Origin of the sequence: Agrobacterium fabrum str. C58 (assembly GCF_000092025.1) — a bacterium.
Taxonomy (GTDB): domain Bacteria; phylum Pseudomonadota; class Alphaproteobacteria; order Rhizobiales; family Rhizobiaceae; genus Agrobacterium; species Agrobacterium fabrum.
Genome location: NC_003062.2, coordinates 952,329 through 971,245 on the forward strand (window position 1 = coordinate 952,329; position 18,917 = coordinate 971,245).

Here is an 18,917-nt window from a genome sequence, read left to right on the forward strand (position 1 = left end):
AGCAAAACGAATCCAGGAACAACCACATGGTGGCATTTCATGAAGTGCGGTTTCCGCTGCGGTTGGCGCTCGGCGTCAGCGGCGGACCCGTGCGGCGCACCGACATCGTCAATCTGTCCAACGGCCGGGAGAACCGCAACCAGCGCTGGCGAAATGCCAGGCGCGCCTATGATGCCGGCTCCGGCATCCGCTCCGTCGCCGATCTCTACGAGGTGCTGGCTTTTTTCGAGGCGCGGCGCGGGGAGCTTTATGGTTTCCGTTTTCGCGATCCGGTGGATTTCAAATCCTGCCCGCCGGGCGAGACGCCCGCCGCGACGGACCAGAGGATCGGCACAGGTGACGGCGTGGTGACGGGCTTTCAGCTGGTGAAGACCTATGCCGATGCCGGCGGCTCGTTTTCCCGGCGGATCGACAAGCCGGTCGAAGGGTCGGTCATCGTTTCGGTCGAGGGGGTGAAGGCCGCGCCGACCGATCTGTCCGTCGATCATGCGACCGGCATGGTGATATTCCGGGCGGGGCGTGCGCCGCCCACCGGTGCCGTGATCCGCGCCGGTTTTGAATTCGACGTGCCCGTGCGCTTCGCCATCGACCGCATCGACATCAACGTGACCGCCTTTGAAGCCGGCCGCATTCCCTCCATTCCGCTGATGGAAATCCTGCCATGAAGACCCTGCCAGCTTCCCTTGCCGATCATCTGAAAGCAGATGCGACGACCACCTGCCATTGCTGGCGGGTGACGTTGAAGGATGGCGTCGTGATGGGGTTTACCGACCACGACGAGACGCTATCCTTCGGCGGCACATCCTATCTCGCTGCCAGTGGTTTTTCGGCAAGCGACAGCGACAGCGAAACAGGGCTTGGCGCGAGCGCCGGCGAGGTGGCGGGTGGTTTTTCGAGCGAGGCGATTGCCGAAGACGATCTTGCCGCCGGTCGCTTCGACGGCGCCAAGGTGGAACTTTTCCTCGTCAACTGGCAGGCGCCGGATGAGCATGTGCTGCTGAGCCTGCGCGAGATCGGCGAGGTGACGCGGGCGGGCGGGGCCTTCCGCGCCGAGTTGCGCAGCATTGCTCATCGCCTTGGCCAACCGCAGGGCAGGAGCTATGGGCGGCGCTGCGATGCCGCGCTGGGTGACGGGCGTTGCGGTGTTGATCTCACACGGTTCACCGGCCATGGCAGCGTGGCGGCGGTGGATGTTTCGGGCAAACTGCGGGTCTCCGGGCTCGATGCTTTTGCCGAGGGTTTCTTCAGCCGGGGCAAGCTCGGATTTTTGACCGGCAGTCTCGCCGGCAAGGCTTTCGACCTCGACGGCCACGAGCGGCGTGACGGCGGCGTGCTTCTTTCCTTCTGGCTGACACCGGACCGGATGCCGTCGCCGGGAGACCGCTTTTCGGTGACTGCCGGCTGCGACAAGAGTTTCGCCACCTGCAAGGCGAAGTTCGGCAATCACCTGAATTTTAGGGGCTTTCCGCATCTTCCGGGAGCGGATTTTGCCTATTCCTACGCAAGCGGCGGCCAGAGCCACGACGGCGGAGTGCTGTTTCCATGAGCGATACGGCACAAAAAGTGCTGGCGATGGCCGAAAGCTGGATCGGCACGCCCTACAGGCACCAGGCCTCGTTGTCGGGTGTCGGCTGCGATTGCCTCGGCCTCATCCGCGGCATCTGGCGCGGCCTTTACGGGCACGAACCGGAATTGCCGCCGCCCTATGCGCCTGATTGGGCCGAACGCGGCGGAGAGGACCGGCTGATGGCGGCGGCGAAGCGCCATTTTCTGACGGTGCCGGGCATGGAAGAGGCGCAGCCCGGAGACCTGCTGCTGTTTCGCTGGCGCGCCGATGCGGCGGCGAAACATCTCGGCATCCTCGCCGGGCCGGAGCATTTCATCCATGCCTATGAGCAGGCCGCGGTGGTGCGGTCGGCGCTGGTGCCGGGCTGGAAACGGCGCATTGCCGGGACTTTTCGTTTTCCCGATCCCTGACATTTTTCGAGGCGAACATGGCGACAATCGTTTTTCAGGCGGCGGGCGCGGCGCTCGGCGGCATTTTTGGCCCCGTGGGCGCCATCATCGGCCGGGCGGCGGGGGCGCTGGCCGGCAATGCCGTCGACCGTGCGCTGCTTTCGGACGGCCGCACGGTAGCAGGTGCGCGGCTTTCGACTGCGCGGATACCCGGTGCGGATGAGGGCGCTGCTATCAACCGGCTTTATGGCACCGCAAGGATTGGCGGCACGCTCATCTGGGCTACTCGTTTCGACGAAAGTGTCGAGGTGCAGCGGCGTGGCGGCAAGGGCAATCGCGGCCCAAAGGTGGAGAGCTTCCGTTATTTCGCCAATCTTGCCATCGGCCTCTGTGAAGGCGAGGCGGCCCTGGTGCGGCGTATCTGGGCCGATGGACGTGAAGTTGATCTCACCGGCGTCGAAATGCGCTTTTATCCCGGCAGCGAGACACAATTGCCCGATCCGCTGATCGAGGCGAGACAGGGCACAGGAAACACGCCGGCCTTTCGCGGACTGGCCTATGCGGTCTTCGAACGTCTGCCGCTTGAGAGCTATGGCAATCGTATTCCGCTGATGCAGTTCGAAGTCGTGCGGCCGGTCGGAAAGCTCGAACGCCAGATCCGCGCCATCACCGTCATTCCCGGCGCGACCGAACACGGTTATGCCACCACGCAGGTCAGCGAGCGCACGGGCATCGGCCAGAGCCGCATCATGAACCGCAATAATCTCACCGCCGCGACCGACTGGCAGGCGGCGATCGACGAATTGCAGGCGCTTTGCCCCAATCTCAAAAGCGTGGCGCTGGTGGTGAGCTGGTTCGGCACGGATATGCGGGCGGGGGAGTGCCGCATTCTGCCGGGCGTGGAGGTGGCAGGCCGCGATGGGGAAACCACGCCCTGGTCCGTCGCCGGTCTTTCGCGCGGTGACGCGCATCTGGTGAGCCATCACGGTGCCGGCCCAGCCTATGGCGGCACGCCTGACGATGCCAGCGTGTTGCAGGCCATCGCCGATCTCAAGGCCCGGGGCCTGCGGGTCTGCCTTTATCCTTTCGTGATGATGGATGTGCCCGCCGGCAACGGCCTGCCTGACCCCTATGGCGATCGCGAGCAGGCCGCCTATGGCTGGCGTGGCCGCGTCACCGGTTTTCCCGCACCCGGCAAAGCCGGTTCCCCGGACCGTAGTGCGGCTGCGCGGGCACAGGTTTCCGCCTTCTGCAACCGTGAGGACGGTTACCGCCGCATGGTGCTGCACTATGCGGCGCTTGCGGCGCGGGCGGGCGGGGTGGACGCTTTCCTGATCGGCTCGGAACTGCGCGGGCTCACCGCCCTCCGTGACCAGAACGATGCCTTTCCCTTCGTCGAGGAACTGGTGCGGCTGGCACGCGATGTGCGCAGCATCGTCGGACCGGCGACGAAGCTCACCTATGCGGCGGACTGGAGCGAATATTTCGGCCACCAGCCCGCGGACGGTTCGGGCGACGTGTTTTTCCACCTCGATCCGCTCTGGGCGAGCCCTGACATCGACGCCATCGGCATCGACAATTACATGCCGCTTTCCGACTGGCGTGACGAGGATGCCGCCAATGGCAATCCCGATGGCATGACCGGCCCCGATGATGCGAGCGCGTTTCGCCGTGCCATCACGGCAGGCGAGGGTTTCGACTGGTATTATGCCAGCGATGCCGACCGCGCGGCGCGGCGCCGCACACCCATAACGGATGGGCTGAAAGGCAAGCCGTGGGTGTTCCGTTACAAGGACCTTCGCAACTGGTGGGGCAACCTGCATTATGAACGGGTGCGCGGTGTGGAGAAATCCGTACCCACCGCATGGGTGCCGGGCACCAAGCCGATCTGGTTCACCGAACTCGGCTGCCCGGCGGTGGACAAGAGCGCGACGCGCCCCAATGTCTTTCCCGATCCGAAATCGGCGGAAAACGCCTTTCCCTATTTTTCCCGCCGCAGCCGTGCCGACAGCCAGCAGCGACGGTTTCTGGAAGCGCATCTCGATCACTGGGGCGAGGGCGAGACGGCGATGGTGGATAAAGGCCGGGTCTATCTCTGGACCTGGGATGCGCGGCCTTTTCCCGCCTTTCCGCAGAACGGCGCGGTCTGGAGCGATGGCGCGAACTGGCGCACCGGCCACTGGCTGAACGGCCGGCTGGGCACGGCCACACTCGCCGACACCATCGCCGCCATCCTGACCGATCACGGCTTTTCCGCCTTCGACGTCTCGGCGGTCAGCGGCGATCTGACAGGTTATGTGCAGGGTGACATAACCTCGGCCCGCAACCTGTTGGAGCCGCTGATGGCGGCGTTCCAGGTGGATGTGGCGGAGGATGGCGGAACCCTGCGCTTCCGCTCCCGCAATACGGCAGTCATGCTCGTCCGCGATATCGCCGTGCTGGCGGATATCGAGGACGAGCCGCTCTGGTCTGAAAATCGCGGCCATGACAGCGATTTCGCGGCGGAAGCTGTCTTGACCTCGTTTAATCCGGCACTCGATTATGAGCAGGCGAGCGCCCGTTCCCGCCGCATCGACAATGCCGGCAGCCGGTTGCTGCGGCTCGATCTCAACGCTGCCTTGCCGGCGGAAACGGCGGAAGCGGCCGTGGAGGCGCTGCTGCGTGACAACCGCCAGGCGCGACGCAGCCTGCGTTTCGCCCTGCCGCCATCCGATATCACGCTTGAACCCGGCGATTGCATCCGCCTTTCGGAGGGTGTCTTTCCGCAGGCGCCGGCCGGGCGGTTTCTGGTCAGCCGCATCGAGGACGGCGCGGTGCGGCAGGTGGAGGCGCGGGCCTTTTCCCCGGCCTTTTCAGCCGCCGCCGGCGGTGCGGAGGAGCGGCGTAGTGCCGGCGCAAGCGGCGCCGAAGGTTTCGCCCCGGAGGTGCTGTTTCTCGATCTGCCGTATTACGATGGCGCTGCGCCGGAACAATCGGCGCGGATTGCCTCCTTCGCAAAACCCTGGCGGCCCATCGTCGTGTCTTCATCATCAGGCACGGAAGGATATCGCCAGCGCGTGCTGCTTGACCGGGCCGCGATGATCGGGGCGCTTGCGCAGCCGCTGGTAGGGGGGGCCTCCGGGCGGTTTGACCGCAAGAACACCATTCTGATCGATCTGCCCGCCGGTGAAGTATCGTCAGCCGCAGAGCTTTCGGTGCTGAATGGCGAGAACCGTCTCGCCATCAAGGCCGCAAACGGCGTTTGGGAAATTGTCGCCTTCGCAAAGGCCGAGGAAATCGCACCCTCGCGCTGGCGGCTCTCTTCGCTCCTGCGGGGTCTTGCCGGCACGGAGGATGCGCTTGCCGCAGGCGCGCCGAAGGGGGCTCCGGTGGTGGTTCTCGATGCGGCGGTGCAGCCGCTCGGTCTTGCCGCAAACGAGCGCGGGCGACGGCTGAACTGGATTGCGGAAGCGGCGGGCATGGCGGGTGCACCGGCCGGGCCTTTTGCCTTTGAGGGCGGCGTGCGGGCGCAGACCCCGCTTGCGCCGGTGCATCTTTCCGGTAAGCGCCGGCGGGACGGCATTCTCCTCCAATGGAAGCGTCGAGGTCGCGTGGAGGCCGATGGCTGGGATGCGAGCGACATTCCGCTCGACGAGCCTTTCGAGCTTTATCGCGTCGAGGTGCTGGACAGCGGAACCGTGCGCCGTGCGGTGGAGGTGCCGGAACCCTTCTGGCTCTACCCCGCAGGGGACGAACTCACAGATTTCCCGCAGCTACGGGATCACATTTCCGTGCGTGTCCGCCAGCTGGGCCGCGCGGTGCCGCTGGGGGTGGTGTCTCAGGCCCTTCTCCCGCTCTGACATGTGCCTGAAAAACAACGCAAAGGACGAGATTATGGACAGTACCAAAGCATGGTATCAATCCCGCACGATCTGGGGCGCGCTGATCGCGGTTTTCGCACCGCTTTTCAGCATTGCCGGCTTCGATCTGCCCGCTGGCCTGCACGGGGAGCTCGCTGAAGGGCTGGTGACGGTTGCGGGCGGAATCGGCGGTCTGATCGCACTTTACGGCCGCCTTTCGGCGACCCGCTCCATCCGCTGACGGGGCTCACGAAAACGCCGCTCCCGCCACGCATTGCGGCGGCGGGCCCGGCATTCATTTGCCATTCAGACGCTTTGCGCTACATATTCGCTCACACTAGGGTTCGAGACGCACCCGGTTTTTTGCGGAAGTTTGTAGAATGGCATCACCTCTCATCATCGCGACGCTTGCAGCCGGGCTTTCCGGTTTCACGGCGCCCGAGGCTGATCTGCAGGGCCACTACATTCTGGCTGCCAGCGATTGCGGCGCAGCCGTCGCCCGCGTGGTGCGCGAAACCGGTGGTCAGCTGCTTTCGGTCTATCCTTCCGGCGATGGTCAGTCCTGTGTCGTTACCGTTCTCGTCCAGGGGAATGGCGAACGTCCGCGCAAGGTGACGATGCGCGTGCCGATGTAGCTTGCCCGCATCGCCGAAATATCGGAAAACAACCCGACACATGTAGCATGACCGGCCACCTGCGTGGGCCGGGACGGAAGGAAAGGGCGGACAATGCGTATTCTCGTTGTTGAGGACGATGCCAATCTCAATCGTCAGCTGACCGACGCCCTGAAAGAGGCCGGTTATGTCGTCGATCAGGCATTCGACGGCGAAGAGGGGCATTACCTCGGCGACACCGAGCCCTATGACGCCATCGTCCTCGATATCGGCCTGCCGCAACTGGATGGCATTACCGTCGTTGAAAAATGGCGTGCCGCCGGCAAGGCCATGCCGGTCCTCATCCTTACCGCCCGCGACCGCTGGAGCGACAAGGTGGCGGGCATCGATGCCGGTGCCGATGACTACGTGACCAAGCCTTTCCATGTCGAAGAAGTGCTTGCCCGCGTGCGCGCGCTCATCCGCCGCGCCGCTGGCCATGCCTCTTCCGAACTGGTCTGCGGCCCGGTCCGGCTCGACACCAAATCCTCCAAGGCGACCGTCAACGGCACGACGCTGAAACTCACCTCGCATGAGTTCCGGCTCCTGTCCTATCTCATGCATCACATGGGCGAGGTCGTTTCGCGCACGGAGCTGGTCGAACATATGTACGATCAGGATTTCGACCGCGATTCCAACACGATCGAGGTGTTTGTCGGACGTTTGCGCAAGAAGATCGGAGTTGATCTGATCGAGACGATCCGCGGTCTCGGTTACCGGATGCAAGCGCCGGCAGATGCGAAGTAACTCTCTCACCGCCCGCGTTCTGCTGCTCGCCTCTGCCTGGTCGGCGCTGGCGCTTGTCGTGATCGCCGTCGTGATTTCGACGCTTTACCGCCAGGGCGTGGAGCGCAGCTTCACCGATCTTCTGCGGGCGCAGCTCTATAACGTCATCAACTCAGTGACGATTTCCAACGAAAATACGCTGGCCGGCAGCCCGCAGCTTGGCGATCTCCGGTTCTCGCAGCCGGATACCGGCTGGTACTGGGTGGTGGAGCCGCTCGGTAATTTCCAGACCGCGCCGCTGGTGTCCTCCTCGCTCGGTGTCTCGACGCTGCCGGTGCCGAGCATTATCGATGCTCCCTTCGACAACAGATACGAGCGATTTTATGCCGTGACCGACGAGGCCGGCAATCAGGTGCGCGTGGCGGAAACGGAAGTCGTGCTGGATGGCGAAGGCCGGGCCGCGCGTTTTCGTGTTTCCGGCAATCTGAACGTCGTGGAAGACGATGTGCGCGACTTCTCCAACAGCCTTTATCTGGCGCTTGCCGTCTTCGGTGTCGGCAGTCTGGTCGTCAACGGTCTTGCCATTCTCTACAGTCTGCGGCCTCTCGATCAGGCCCGCCGGGCACTCGGCAAGATCAGAGGCGGGGAGGCGGAAAGCCTCGAAGGCGAATTCCCGCGCGAAATCCAGCCGCTCGCCAATGAGGTCAATGCGCTGATCGACAGCAATCGCCGCCTTGTGGAGCGCGCCCGCATGCAGGTCGGCAATCTCGCGCATTCGCTGAAAACGCCGATCGCCGTACTCCTCAACGAGGCCCGCACGCTGGAACCGCAACATGGTGATCTGGTGCGGGCGCAGGCGGATGCCATGCAGGCGCAGGTGCAATCCTATCTCTCCCGCGCCCGCATTGCCGCCCAGCGCGGCTCGATCCTTGCCCGCGTGGAAGCGGAGCCGGCGCTGGAACGGCTGGTGCGGGTGATGCGCCGCCTGAACCCCGACAAGCAGTTCGTGCTGAATTTCGAACAGCCGGGCGCGGTGCTCGGGATGGAACAGCAGGATCTCGAAGAGGTCGTCGGCAATCTCCTGGAAAATGCGGCGCGTTTTGCCGAAACCAGAGTGGTCGTCACGCTTGCCACCGGCACGCATCCTTCTTCCGACGCCGAAATCGGCCGCCGCTCCTGGGTGGAGCTGACCGTGGAGGACGACGGCCCGGGGCTGGAGCCGGGACAGATCAGCGAAGCGATGAAACGCGGCCGCCGGCTGGACGAGAGCCGGCCGGGCACGGGCCTCGGCCTGTCGATCGTTTCTGAAGTGGTGTCTGAATACCACGGTCGCTTTTCGCTGTCGCGCAGCGCCATTGGCGGCCTGAAGGCCGATCTGATTTTGCCGGGTCTTTCGAAAGAGCTTGCGTGAGCCGCGAAAAAAGGCAAGAAATTCAATACCGGTACATGACAGCGTTTCCAGGGAAAGTGGACCCCGGTTTCCCGTCAGGAAATGCGGAAGAACAAAAATCTAGCGTGTTTTCACGGTTCGAAGAACAGCGAAAATGCTCTAGGTGCAATGCGATAGGAAAGAGGACAGGGTTTGGTTGACGTGTATGATGGCTGTCGCTCCGTGACGATGCGTTCGCTGGTGTCACGCCCGGCACTTCTCTCGATCCTGTGCGTATCGATGCTGAGCGCCTGCACCACCACGGGCACCCGCCCGGCTGGCGGTAGCCTGTTTGGCCGTTCGGCCCAGCCTTCCACGCCTTTCCTTGCCAATCTGCAAGGTGGCATCGTCGGGAAAAGCGGCGTGGAGCTCGACAGGGGCGACCAGACCAAGGCGCTGGAGGCGGAATACAAGGCGCTGGAAACGGCCCCGGTTGGCACGCCTGTTATCTGGACCGGCGATGACGTCAAGGGTCAGGTGGTCGCCAATGCGCCCTATCAGGTCGGCAACCAGAACTGCCGGCAATATTCCCATACCCTCACTGTCGACGGGCGCGACACCAGGGTGCGCGGCGCGGCCTGCCGCAATGACGACGGAAGCTGGTCTCCGCTGATCTGATCAGTTTGACGTAAATCAAGGTCACGGGCCTTCCGCGGTGACAGGAAGAGGCACGGCGGAACAGCGAAACGCGATCTGCGGTGCGGCGTGATGTCTCAAATTCACGTCATCCCCGCGCTTCGTGTTTCCATGTGCCACGCATTCGAGTAATTGAGCCTTATGTTCTGGATTGTCGTTGCGATATTGACGGCGGCTGTCGCCATCGTCCTGATGTACCCGCTGATGCGGAAGACCGAGGCGCCGCAGACGCGCCGCGACGGTGAGGTTGCCGTTTATCGCGACCAGTTGGCCGAGCTGGACCGCGAACGTGCCGCCGGCCTGATTGGCGAAAACGAAGCGGATTATGCCCGCGCCGAAATCGGCCGCCGCCTGCTGGCCGCCGCCGAGGCGGAAGAGGTGATGGCGAAAGAGGCCCGGCCGCGCCGGCACAATCTCGCTGCCAGCCTCATAACCATCCTGCTGCCTGCACTTGGCCTCTGTCTTTACATCTGGAACGGCAGTCCGGAGACGCCGGACATGCCGCTCGAGGCACGTCTTGAAAGCCCCGGCAACGACATGAACCTGCTGGTCGCGCGGGCCGAGAGGCATCTGGCGCAGAACCCGGAGGACGGTGGCGGCTGGGATGTTCTGGCGCCGATCTATTTCAAGACGCTACGGCTTGGCGATGCCGAACTTGCCTATCGCAACGCGCTTCGTATTCTGGGCCCGAGCCCAGAACGGTTGACGGGCCTTGGTGAAACGCTGGTGGCCGGCAATGACGGTATCGTCATTGAGGCGGCGCGGGATGCGTTTGCTCAGGCCGAACAGCTGAAGCCCGGCAATCCGCGCGCCCGTTTTTATCTGGCGCTGTCGCTGGAGCAGACCGGCAAGGCGGAAGAAGCGCGCGCGGCCTTTGCGGCGCTGGAGGCCGATGCGCCGGCTGGCGCACCCTGGCTGCCGCTGGTGCGTGAACATATTGCCCGGACCGGCGGCAAAGCGACGCCTGCAGCACCCGGCCCGACCGCGCAGGATATGGCTGCGGCCAATGACATGACGGCCAACGACCGGCAGGCGATGATCGAGGGCATGGTGGCAAGCCTCAATGCCAAGCTGAAGGATAACCCGGCCGATTTCGAAGGGTGGATGCGCCTTCTGCGCGCCTATTCCGTGCTGAAGAACGAGGCCAAGGCCGGTGAAGCCTTGCGGGCCGGCCTGCAGGCTTTCCCGCCGGAGGGTGAAGAGGGCAGGCAGCTTCTGGCGCTGGCGAAGGAATTGGGCGTTTCCGCCGGACCGATCCGCATGGATGGGCAAAAGGATTCTGCGCCGCAGGGAGTGACGCAATGACCCGCAAACAGAAACGTCTGGCGATCATCGGCGGCGGCATGAGCTTCATCGTCGCGGCCGTGCTGCTGGTCATGTTCGCCTTTGGCCAGTCGATCGCCTATTTCTACATGCCTGCCGATCTGGAAAAGACGCCGGTCAATCCCGGCACCCGCATCCGCCTTGGCGGGCTGGTGGCGGAAGGTTCGATCAAGCGCGGCGAGGGCCGTACGGTCAGCTTCACGGTGACGGATGGCGAAGCCAAGGTGCCGGTCAGTTATACCGGCATCCTGCCCGATCTCTTCCGCGAAGGGCAGGGCGTGGTGACCGAAGGCATGTTCGACGCCGCCACCCATGGTTTCGTGGCCGACAGCGTTCTCGCCAAACATGACGAGAACTATATGCCCAAGGAAGTGGCCGACCGGCTGAAGGACAAGGGCCTGTGGCAGCAGGGCGCTGAGGGAGCGGCACCCGCCGCCAGCGCCGCCTCAGGCGACAAGACCGGAGCGACGAAATGATCAACGAGATCGGCCATTATGTCCTGGTTTTGGCGCTCGGTGTTGGGCTGATCGTCTCGACGCTGCCTGTTATCGGCGCGCGCCGCAACGATCGGGCACTGATGGATGTCGCCTCCCTTGGCTCGGTCCTGATGTTCCTGCTGGTGGGGTTCTCCTTCGCGGCACTGACACATGCCTATGCCGTCTCGGATTTTTCCGTGCGCAACGTCTGGGAAAACTCCCATTCGCTGATGCCGATGCTCTACAAGCTGACCGGTGTTTGGGGCAACCATGAAGGCTCCATGCTGTTGTGGCTGCTGATCCTGGTGTTTTTCAGCGCGCTTGTCGCCGCCTTCGGCGGCAACCTGCCGGAAACGCTCAAAGCCAATGTGCTTGCGGTACAGGCATGGATTTCGGTCGCCTTCCTGCTGTTCATCCTGCTCACCTCCAACCCGTTCCTGCGGCTGGAGCGGGTGCCGGCCGAGGGGCAGGACCTCAATCCCATCCTTCAGGATTTCGGCCTCGCCATCCATCCGCCGCTGCTCTATCTCGGTTATGTCGGTTTTTCCGTCTGCTTCTCCTTTGCCGTCGCAGCACTTCTGGAAGGTCGTATCGACGCCGCCTGGGCGCGCTGGGTAAGGCCGTGGACGCTCGCCGCCTGGACGTTCCTGACCGCAGGTATCTCCATGGGCTCCTACTGGGCCTATTATGAACTCGGCTGGGGCGGCTGGTGGTTCTGGGATCCGGTGGAAAACGCCTCCTTCATGCCCTGGCTTGCCGGCACGGCGCTGCTGCATTCGGCGCTCGTCATGGAAAAACGCGAGGCGCTGAAAATCTGGACCGTGCTTCTGGCGATCATGACCTTTTCGCTGTCGCTGCTCGGCACCTTCCTCGTGCGCTCCGGCGTGCTGACCTCCGTGCATGCTTTCGCCACCGATCCGAGCCGCGGCATCTTCATTCTCGGCATTCTGACGATCTTCATCGGTGGCGCCTTTGCGCTCTTTGCCTGGCGCGCGCCGTCGCTGAAGGCCGGCGGCCTGTTCGCGCCGATCTCGCGTGAAGGCGCGCTCGTCCTCAACAACCTTATCCTGACGGTTTCGACCGCCACCGTGCTGATCGGCACGCTTTACCCGCTCATTCTCGAAACCCTGACGGGCGAAAAAATCTCGGTCGGTGCGCCGTTCTTCAACCTCACCTTCGGCCTGCTGATGATCCCGGTCCTGATCGTCACACCTTTCGGGCCGATGCTCGCCTGGAAGCGCGGCGATCTCTTGGGTGCCTTCCAGCGGCTTTATGTGGCCGCGGCTATCGCGGCTCTGGCCGGGCTGACCCTCTGGTATATCGAAAATGGCGGTCCGGTGCTGGCAGCACTCGGTATTGCCGCCGGTTTCTGGTTGATCTTCGGGGCGCTCACCGATCTCTGGTATCGCGCCAATTTCGGCAAACTGGCCTTCGGCATTGCATTCCGCCGCCTGAAAGGCCTGCCGCGTTCGGCCTTCGGCACGGCGCTGGCGCATATGGGCCTCGGCATCACCGTGCTCGGCATCGTCATCGTCACCACCTATGAGACCGAAACGGTTCTGGAAATGAAACAGGGCACGGTGGCGGAAGCGGGCGGTTACAGCCTGACCTTCGACGGCATCCGCCACGCCGTCGGCCCGAATTTCACCGAGGATCGTGGCCATTTCACCGTGCGCAAGGCGGGTGTTGAGGTGGCCGACGTCTGGTCGTCCAAGCGGCTTTATACCGCGCGGCGCATGCCGACGACGGAAGCCGGCATCCTGACCTTCGGCCTCAGCCAGCTTTATGTCTCGCTGGGCGATCCCATGGCCGATGGCGGCATGGTCGTGCGCATCTGGTGGAAACCCTTCATCCTCTGCATCTGGGGCGGCACGCTGTTCATGATGGCGGGCGGTTTCATCTCGCTTTCCGACAGGCGGTTGCGGGTGGGTGCGCCGACCCGCAAGGCGAAGCCTGTACGGGCTGCAATGCCGGAGGCGGCGGAATGAGTGTTGCCTCGCTACCCTCATTCCTGTGCTTGTCACAGGAATCCAGCCGACGCGCGTCTGCGCGGCGAGAGAGTCCTTCAAGCCCAAGGACTTGGGCTGGCTGGATTCCTGTGACGGGCACAGGAATGAGGGAGTGTGTGGTGGCGCTCTGTCTGCTTCTCACCCTGATCTTCGCTGCAGCTTCTCCCGCTCTCGCCTTCAATCCGGACGAAGTCCTCAAAGACCCCGTGCTGGAACAGCGCGCCCGCAACCTTACCTCTCAGCTCCGCTGCATGGTCTGCCAGAACCAGTCTATCGACGACAGCAATGCCGAGCTGGCGCGTGACCTGCGTGTCCTCGTGCGCGAAAGGCTGGTTCAGGGCGACAGCGACAAGGCCGTCATCGATTATGTCGTGTCGCGTTACGGCGAATTCGTGCTCCTGAAGCCACGCCTCAGCCTGCGCACCTTGCTTTTATGGGGCGCGCCCATCGGCCTCACCCTTGCCGGGATTTTCGCCGTCTTCGTGTTTTCGCGCCGCCGCGCCACCCAGGAACGCCCACAAAAACTGAGTGCGGATGAAGAAGAGCGCATTCGCAATCTCATTGAAAAATAACCGGTTTTCATTTTCATCCTCGGTTCTTTTTCAACATTACGGATTTTTCATTCCTCAGACACTTCGCCGTAAGGTGTTGCCTCCTATATCTTCATCATCCACCGCTTCCCCGGTCACACGGGTTCCAGTCTGAATGAAGAAAGAAGGTACACCATGTCTCATTCGCAAAACGGCCATTCCTCGCTGAAGACGGCCTCGCTGAAGACGGCCCTGAAGGCCACGACCGTTGGCGGCCTCGCGGCGCTGATGCTGTCGACCGGTATCGCCGCACCGATCCTCCACTCCTTTGCTGCCCCCGTCGAAGTGACCGCACCGCAGGTTCCGAGCTTCGCCAATGTGGTTGATGCCGTCTCGCCCGCCGTCGTTTCCGTTCGCGTGCAGTCGAACGTGCAGCCGGCTTCCGACGATTCCAGCAACTTCTCCTTCAATTTCGGCGGCCGCGGCCTCGACCAGCTGCCGGATGATCACCCGCTGAAGCGTTTCTTCAAGGAATTCGGCGGCCAGAACCAGGATCGCTCCGACCGTGGTCCGAACCGCCACCGTGACGGCAAGGGTCCGCTGCGCCCGGTCGCGCAAGGCTCCGGCTTCTTCATCTCCGAAGACGGTTATGTCGTCACCAACAATCACGTCGTTGACGACGGTTCCGCCTATACGGTCGTGATGAATGACGGTACCGAACTCGAAGCCAAGCTTGTCGGCCGCGATCCGCGTACCGATCTGGCGCTGCTGAAGGTCGATGTGAACCGCAAGTTCACCTATGTGAAATTCGCCGATGACACCAAGATTCGCGTCGGTGACTGGGTCGTTGCCGTCGGTAACCCCTTCGGCCTCGGCGGTACGGTGACGTCAGGTATCATTTCGGCCCGCGGCCGTGACATCGGCTCAGGCCCCTATGACGACTATCTGCAGATCGACGCTGCCGTGAACCGTGGTAACTCGGGTGGTCCCGCCTTCAACCTTAACGGTGAAGTGGTGGGCATCAACACCGCCATCTTCTCGCCCTCCGGCGGCAATGTCGGTATCGCCTTCGCCATCCCGTCCTCGGTCGCCAAGGATGTGATCGCCGACCTGCAAAAGGACGGCAAGGTCGAACGCGGCTGGCTCGGCGTGCAGATCCAGCCCGTCAGCAAGGATATCGCCGAATCGCTCGGCCTTGCCGAAGCCAAGGGCGCGCTGGTCGTTTCGCCGCAGTCCGGTTCTCCGGGCGACAAGGCCGGCATCAAGCAGGGTGACATCATCACCGCCGTCAACGGCGATCCGGTCAAGGATGCCCGCGATCTGTCGCGCCGCATCGGCGGCATGGCGCCCAACAGCAAGGTTGAAATCTCGCTGTGGCGTGGCGGCAAGTCGCAGTCCGTGACGGTGACGCTCGGTGATCTCACCAGCGATGAAGCCTCCAAGGCGACGCCAAGCCAGAACGATGACAAGGGCGGCAGCCAGTCCTCCAGCGAGAAGGTGCTGTCCAGCCTCGGCCTGACGGTTTCGCCTTCCGATGACGGCAACGGCCTTGCCATCACCGATGTCGACCCCGATAGCGACGCCGCTGCCCGGGGCCTGAAGACGGGCGAGAAGATCACCTCGGTCAACAACCAGCAGGTGGCTTCCGCAGCTGATATCGAGAAGATCCTCGAGCAGGCCAAGAAGGACGGACGTTCCAAGGCGCTGTTCCAGATCCAGACGGATGACGGCAGCCGCTTCATCGCGCTGGATATCGACCAGGGTTGATAGGCTGAAATGCGATGCCGGCTTCCTTGGGAGGCCGGCGCCGCCCCAGACTATGTCTTGGCTTTAAGGCGGGACAAAGCATGTGGAACGAGCCCTCGCCGGTTGTTTCTTCTCCCCGCCGGGGAGAAGGTCGCGGCAGCGGGATGAGGGGGGGACGGTAGAGGTATTCGGCAACGTGACCCCCTCATCCGACCCTTCGGGCCACCCTCTCCCCGGCGGGGAGGAGAAAGGACCGGCAACCCCGGTCAAGGCAGCACCGCGGAGGAAACCTCATGGAAAACAAGGTTCAGGAAATGTCTGTCACATCTCTTTCCGGTTGTGCGGAAAAGGGCGACGGCGCTATTGTCCCGCACATGAAGATTCTTGTCATTGAAGACGACCTCGAGGCTGCGGCCTATATGACCAAGGCGTTCCGCGAAGCCGGAATTGTCGCCGACCATGCCAGCGATGGCGAGAGCGGTTTGTTCATGGGCTGCGAGAATGCCTACGACGTACTGGTGATCGACCGCATGCTGCCGCGACGCGACGGGCTTTCGGTCATCAGCGAGCTGCGCCGCCGCGGTATCGAGACGCCGGTGCTGATCCTTTCCGCATTGGGCCAGGTCGATGACCGCGTGACCGGCCTGCGCGCCGGCGGCGATGATTACCTGCCGAAACCCTATGCCTTTTCCGAACTGCTCGCCCGCATCGAGGTGCTCGGCCGCCGCAAGGGCAAGCCCGAGCAGGACATGATCTACCGCGTGGGTGATCTCGAACTCGACCGCCTGTCGCACGATGTCCGCCGCGGCGGCAAGGAAATCCTGCTGCAGCCGCGCGAATTCCGGCTGCTGGAATATCTGATGAAGAATGCCGGCCAGGTGGTGACCCGCACCATGCTGCTGGAAAATGTCTGGGATTATCATTTCGACCCGCAGACCAATGTCATCGACGTCCATGTTTCCCGCCTGCGCTCGAAGATCGAGAAGGACTTCGAGAAACCGCTCTTGAAGACCATTCGCGGTGCCGGTTACATGATGAAGGACGAGGGCTGATTGGCGAAAATGGCCCGCCTCAGAATATTGTTCAGATCGACAGCGGTGCGCCTTTCGGCGCTCTATATCCTGCTCTTCGCACTCTGCGCCGCCTTCCTCGTCTTTTACGTCACCGCCCTGTCGGAACGGCTGCTGAACCAGCAGACGCGCGATGCCGTGTTGCAGGAAGTCTCGGATGTGCAGCGCATCTATAATCGCGGCGGCATCAATCCGCTGCTGCGGATGATGGAGCGCCGCGCCCGCCAGCCGGGCGCGAGCCTTTACATCATTGCCGGCCCGAACGGCGAAATCCTTGCCGGCAACGTCGCCTCCGTGCAGCCCGGCGTCTTCGACAAGGAAGGCTGGACGGGCTTTCCGTTCCGTTACGAGCGTTATTCCGAAAGCGGCGACAGCGTGCAGCATCTCGCCACCGCCAATGTTTTCATGCTGGACAACGGTCTGCGCATCCTGATCGGCCGCGATCTTGGAGAGCCGACGAAGTTCCGGGCGCTGGTGCGCAATGCGTTGATGGTGGCGCTTGCGATCATGAGCGGCGGTGCCTTGCTCATCTGGTTCGGCATTGGCCGCAACGCTCTGAAACGCATCGACCGCATGTCGGCGGCAACCAAGAGGATCATCGCCGGCGACCTTTCCCAGCGCCTGCCGCAGGGCCGCTCCGGGGACGAATTCGACCGGCTGTCCGGCTCGCTCAACGCCATGCTCGGCCGTATCGAAAAGCTGAACGAGGGCCTGCGCCAGGTTTCCGACAACATCGCCCATGACCTGAAGACGCCGCTCACACGGCTGCGCAACAAGGCGGCCGCCGCCCTCGATGACAATGACGAGACGAAACGGCGCGCCGCTCTTGAAGGCATCATCGCCGAATCCGACCAGCTCATCCGCACCTTCAATGCACTGTTGATGATCTCCCGCGTTGAGGCAGGCTCGATCGCCGCCGAAATGACTGACGTGGACATGTCGGCCATCGCCGCCGACAGCGCCGAGCTTTACGAGCCGGTGGCCGAGGATGCCGGCCTTGCGCTGGAATCGCAGATAGAGCCGGGCCTTTCGGTGCAGGGCAACCGCGAACTGATCGGCCAGGCGCTTTCCAATCTCATCGACAATGCCATGAAATATGCCTGCGAAGGCGAGGGCGACAAGAAACTCGTCGTCCGTCTGGTGAAAGAACCCGAAGCAATCGTGCTCTCTGTTGCCGATCATGGTCCCGGCATTCCCGCCGACAAGCGCGGTGAGGTGCTGAAACGCTTCGTGCGGCTGGACGAAAGCCGCTCCAAGCCGGGCACTGGGCTTGGCCTCTCGCTGGTGGAAGCCGTGATGGAATTGCACGGCGGATCGCTGGTGCTCTCGGACACGGATGCCACCAATACGGCCTGCCCGGGACTGACCATTTCGATGGTTTTTCCCATTTCGAAGCCTTAACGGACACCTGTGGTTTTAGCACCGTTATTCTCGTGCGCGAAGACATGCTTGAGGCCGCCGCAGGTGCATGGGGCGGCATCCTGTTGTAGATGTCAGATGCGCAAGGGCAGGGACGTGTGCGTAAAGCTCGCCCCCCCGCTAATGCATGCGCTATTTCCCCGCTCAGAACGTGTAGGACATGCCGATCATGGCGAAGGGTTGGATATCCTTCTTCGACAGGGGGCTGTCCTTGGCATCGCCAATCAGGAAGCCGGCACCACCCATCCCCGTCACCGACCAGTTTTCGGTCATCATGTAGGAGATCGAAGCGGTGGCATCGATGCGCTTGAAACCGGCCTTCGCGTCATAGCGGCGCAGGCCGGAGCGGGCGGATTGTGCCGAGGTGACGCCAAAATAGGATTTCATGTGGTTATCGTCGGCCCAGGTGGCGGAGAGGTCGGCGCCGAGGATGAACTGGTCGATCTTGTGCGAAACGCTCGCGCCGATCGTTGCGGTCAGGCCCTCGCTGCCGCCAATGGTCTTGTCCACCTTGGCGTAGATTTCGAAGGGTTCGACACTATAGGCGATGACGCCGCCGACCACGCCGCCTGCCTTGATGTCGCCCAGACCGTGCAGGTTCTTCCGGTCATCCTTTTCCTTGCGGCCACCTTCCCAGCCACCCTTGATGCCAAGCCTGAAACCATTCTGGTTGAGGAGATTGACGGTGGCGCTGCTGAAATCGACGTTGAGAAAATCCCCATAGGCCACGGAAATCAGCGGCACGGCGCCGACTTTCAGCTTGTCAGAACCTTCATATTTCGGGGCATAGGCCGCGCCAACGCCGAGCGTGATTTTCCATTCGCTGGAGTTGCTGTAGCGGGCATTGTCGAAACCCGCGCCCGGTTCGGCCATGCGGTCCGATTTGCCGATATCTGCGGCGAAGGCCGGCGCATGGAGCGCCCCGACCATCGGCAGCGCGGCAAGGCAGAGTGCCGCAGCGCGCAGGTTTTTCTGAAATTTCACCTTAAAAATCTTTTTCATCATCCTATCCGTTGCAGCACCAGGCCTCGGAAACCGGGAAGTCTGGTTTCGTTGAGGATGACGCTATGCGGGCACAATTGCGGAGACATTACGCGGTGCCGGG

Annotated in this window: 17 protein-coding genes; 16 read left to right on the forward strand and 1 reads right to left on the reverse strand. The window is 62.9% G+C overall.

Annotated elements, in window-relative coordinates:
* Nucleotides 1-26: 26 nt before the first annotated feature.
* The 16 genes from ATU_RS04785 to ATU_RS04860 all read left to right on the forward strand — a co-directional run bounded on the left by ATU_RS04785 (nt 27) and on the right by ATU_RS04860 (nt 17,794).
* Complete coding sequence (locus ATU_RS04785) at nt 27-665, forward strand: TIGR02217 family protein (protein WP_010971292.1); 639 nt, start codon at nt 27-29, stop codon at nt 663-665.
* Nucleotides 662-1,546 carry a DUF2163 domain-containing protein gene (locus ATU_RS04790; protein ID WP_010971293.1) on the forward strand — a complete coding sequence of 295 codons (885 nt, stop codon included), beginning with the start codon at nt 662-664 and terminating at the stop codon, nt 1,544-1,546. The genes ATU_RS04785 and ATU_RS04790 overlap by 4 nt, the downstream gene beginning before the upstream one ends.
* On the forward strand, nt 1,543-1,977 hold the full coding sequence (locus ATU_RS04795) for a C40 family peptidase (RefSeq protein WP_010971294.1): 435 nt from the start codon (nt 1,543-1,545) through the stop codon (nt 1,975-1,977). Before ATU_RS04790 ends, ATU_RS04795 begins: the two co-directional genes overlap by 4 nt.
* Nucleotides 1,978-1,994: 17 nt before the next feature.
* A complete protein-coding gene (locus tag ATU_RS04800) occupies nt 1,995-5,795 on the forward strand; it encodes a baseplate multidomain protein megatron (RefSeq protein WP_010971295.1) in 3,801 nt (1,266 codons plus the stop codon).
* A 34-nt stretch (nt 5,796-5,829) separates the two neighbouring features.
* Nucleotides 5,830-6,036, forward strand: coding sequence for a hypothetical protein (locus ATU_RS04805; protein WP_035214779.1), 207 nt, complete (start codon nt 5,830-5,832; stop codon nt 6,034-6,036).
* Between the two features lie 139 nt (nt 6,037-6,175).
* The gene (locus tag ATU_RS04810; RefSeq protein ID WP_003497070.1) at nt 6,176-6,430 is read left to right on the forward strand and encodes a hypothetical protein; all 255 of its coding nucleotides are present in this window, start codon (nt 6,176-6,178) and stop codon (nt 6,428-6,430) included.
* Between the two features lie 93 nt (nt 6,431-6,523).
* Nucleotides 6,524-7,195, forward strand: coding sequence for a response regulator transcription factor (locus ATU_RS04815; protein ID WP_006311298.1), 672 nt, complete (start codon nt 6,524-6,526; stop codon nt 7,193-7,195).
* Entirely contained in the window at nt 7,185-8,585 is a 1,401-nt protein-coding gene (locus ATU_RS04820; RefSeq protein ID WP_010971296.1) for a sensor histidine kinase, read from the forward strand. Before ATU_RS04815 ends, ATU_RS04820 begins: the two co-directional genes overlap by 11 nt.
* 207 nt (nt 8,586-8,792) lie before the next feature.
* On the forward strand, nt 8,793-9,221 hold the full coding sequence (locus ATU_RS04825; protein ID WP_010971297.1) for a lipA protein: 429 nt from the start codon (nt 8,793-8,795) through the stop codon (nt 9,219-9,221).
* A gap of 159 nt (nt 9,222-9,380) precedes the next feature.
* A complete protein-coding gene (ccmI, locus tag ATU_RS04830) occupies nt 9,381-10,544 on the forward strand; it encodes a c-type cytochrome biogenesis protein CcmI (protein WP_035256448.1) in 1,164 nt (387 codons plus the stop codon).
* Nucleotides 10,541-11,038, forward strand: a complete 498-nt coding sequence (gene ccmE, locus ATU_RS04835; protein WP_010971299.1) for a cytochrome c maturation protein CcmE — start codon at nt 10,541-10,543, stop codon at nt 11,036-11,038. The genes ccmI and ccmE overlap by 4 nt, the downstream gene beginning before the upstream one ends.
* On the forward strand, nt 11,035-13,026 hold the full coding sequence (locus ATU_RS04840; RefSeq protein ID WP_010971300.1) for a heme lyase CcmF/NrfE family subunit: 1,992 nt from the start codon (nt 11,035-11,037) through the stop codon (nt 13,024-13,026). Before ccmE ends, ATU_RS04840 begins: the two co-directional genes overlap by 4 nt.
* Nucleotides 13,027-13,151: 125 nt before the next feature.
* Complete coding sequence (locus ATU_RS04845; RefSeq protein WP_035256452.1) at nt 13,152-13,619, forward strand: cytochrome c-type biogenesis protein; 468 nt, start codon at nt 13,152-13,154, stop codon at nt 13,617-13,619.
* Between the two features lie 153 nt (nt 13,620-13,772).
* Nucleotides 13,773-15,344: a Do family serine endopeptidase gene (locus tag ATU_RS04850; protein WP_010971302.1), complete on the forward strand. Its 1,572-nt coding sequence runs from the start codon at nt 13,773-13,775 to the stop codon at nt 15,342-15,344.
* A 272-nt stretch (nt 15,345-15,616) separates the two neighbouring features.
* On the forward strand, nt 15,617-16,375 hold the full coding sequence (locus ATU_RS04855; protein WP_006311306.1) for a response regulator transcription factor: 759 nt from the start codon (nt 15,617-15,619) through the stop codon (nt 16,373-16,375).
* 9 nt (nt 16,376-16,384) lie between these two features.
* Nucleotides 16,385-17,794 (forward strand): sensor histidine kinase, encoded by a 1,410-nt coding sequence (locus ATU_RS04860; protein ID WP_010971303.1) that lies wholly within the window; start codon nt 16,385-16,387, stop codon nt 17,792-17,794.
* A 162-nt stretch (nt 17,795-17,956) separates the two neighbouring features.
* Here the strand turns inward: ATU_RS04860 and ATU_RS04865 are convergent, their stop codons facing one another.
* Nucleotides 17,957-18,817 carry a MipA/OmpV family protein gene (locus ATU_RS04865; RefSeq protein ID WP_010972647.1) on the reverse strand — a complete coding sequence of 287 codons (861 nt, stop codon included), beginning with the start codon at nt 18,815-18,817 and terminating at the stop codon, nt 17,957-17,959.
* Nucleotides 18,818-18,917: the final 100 nt, after the last annotated feature.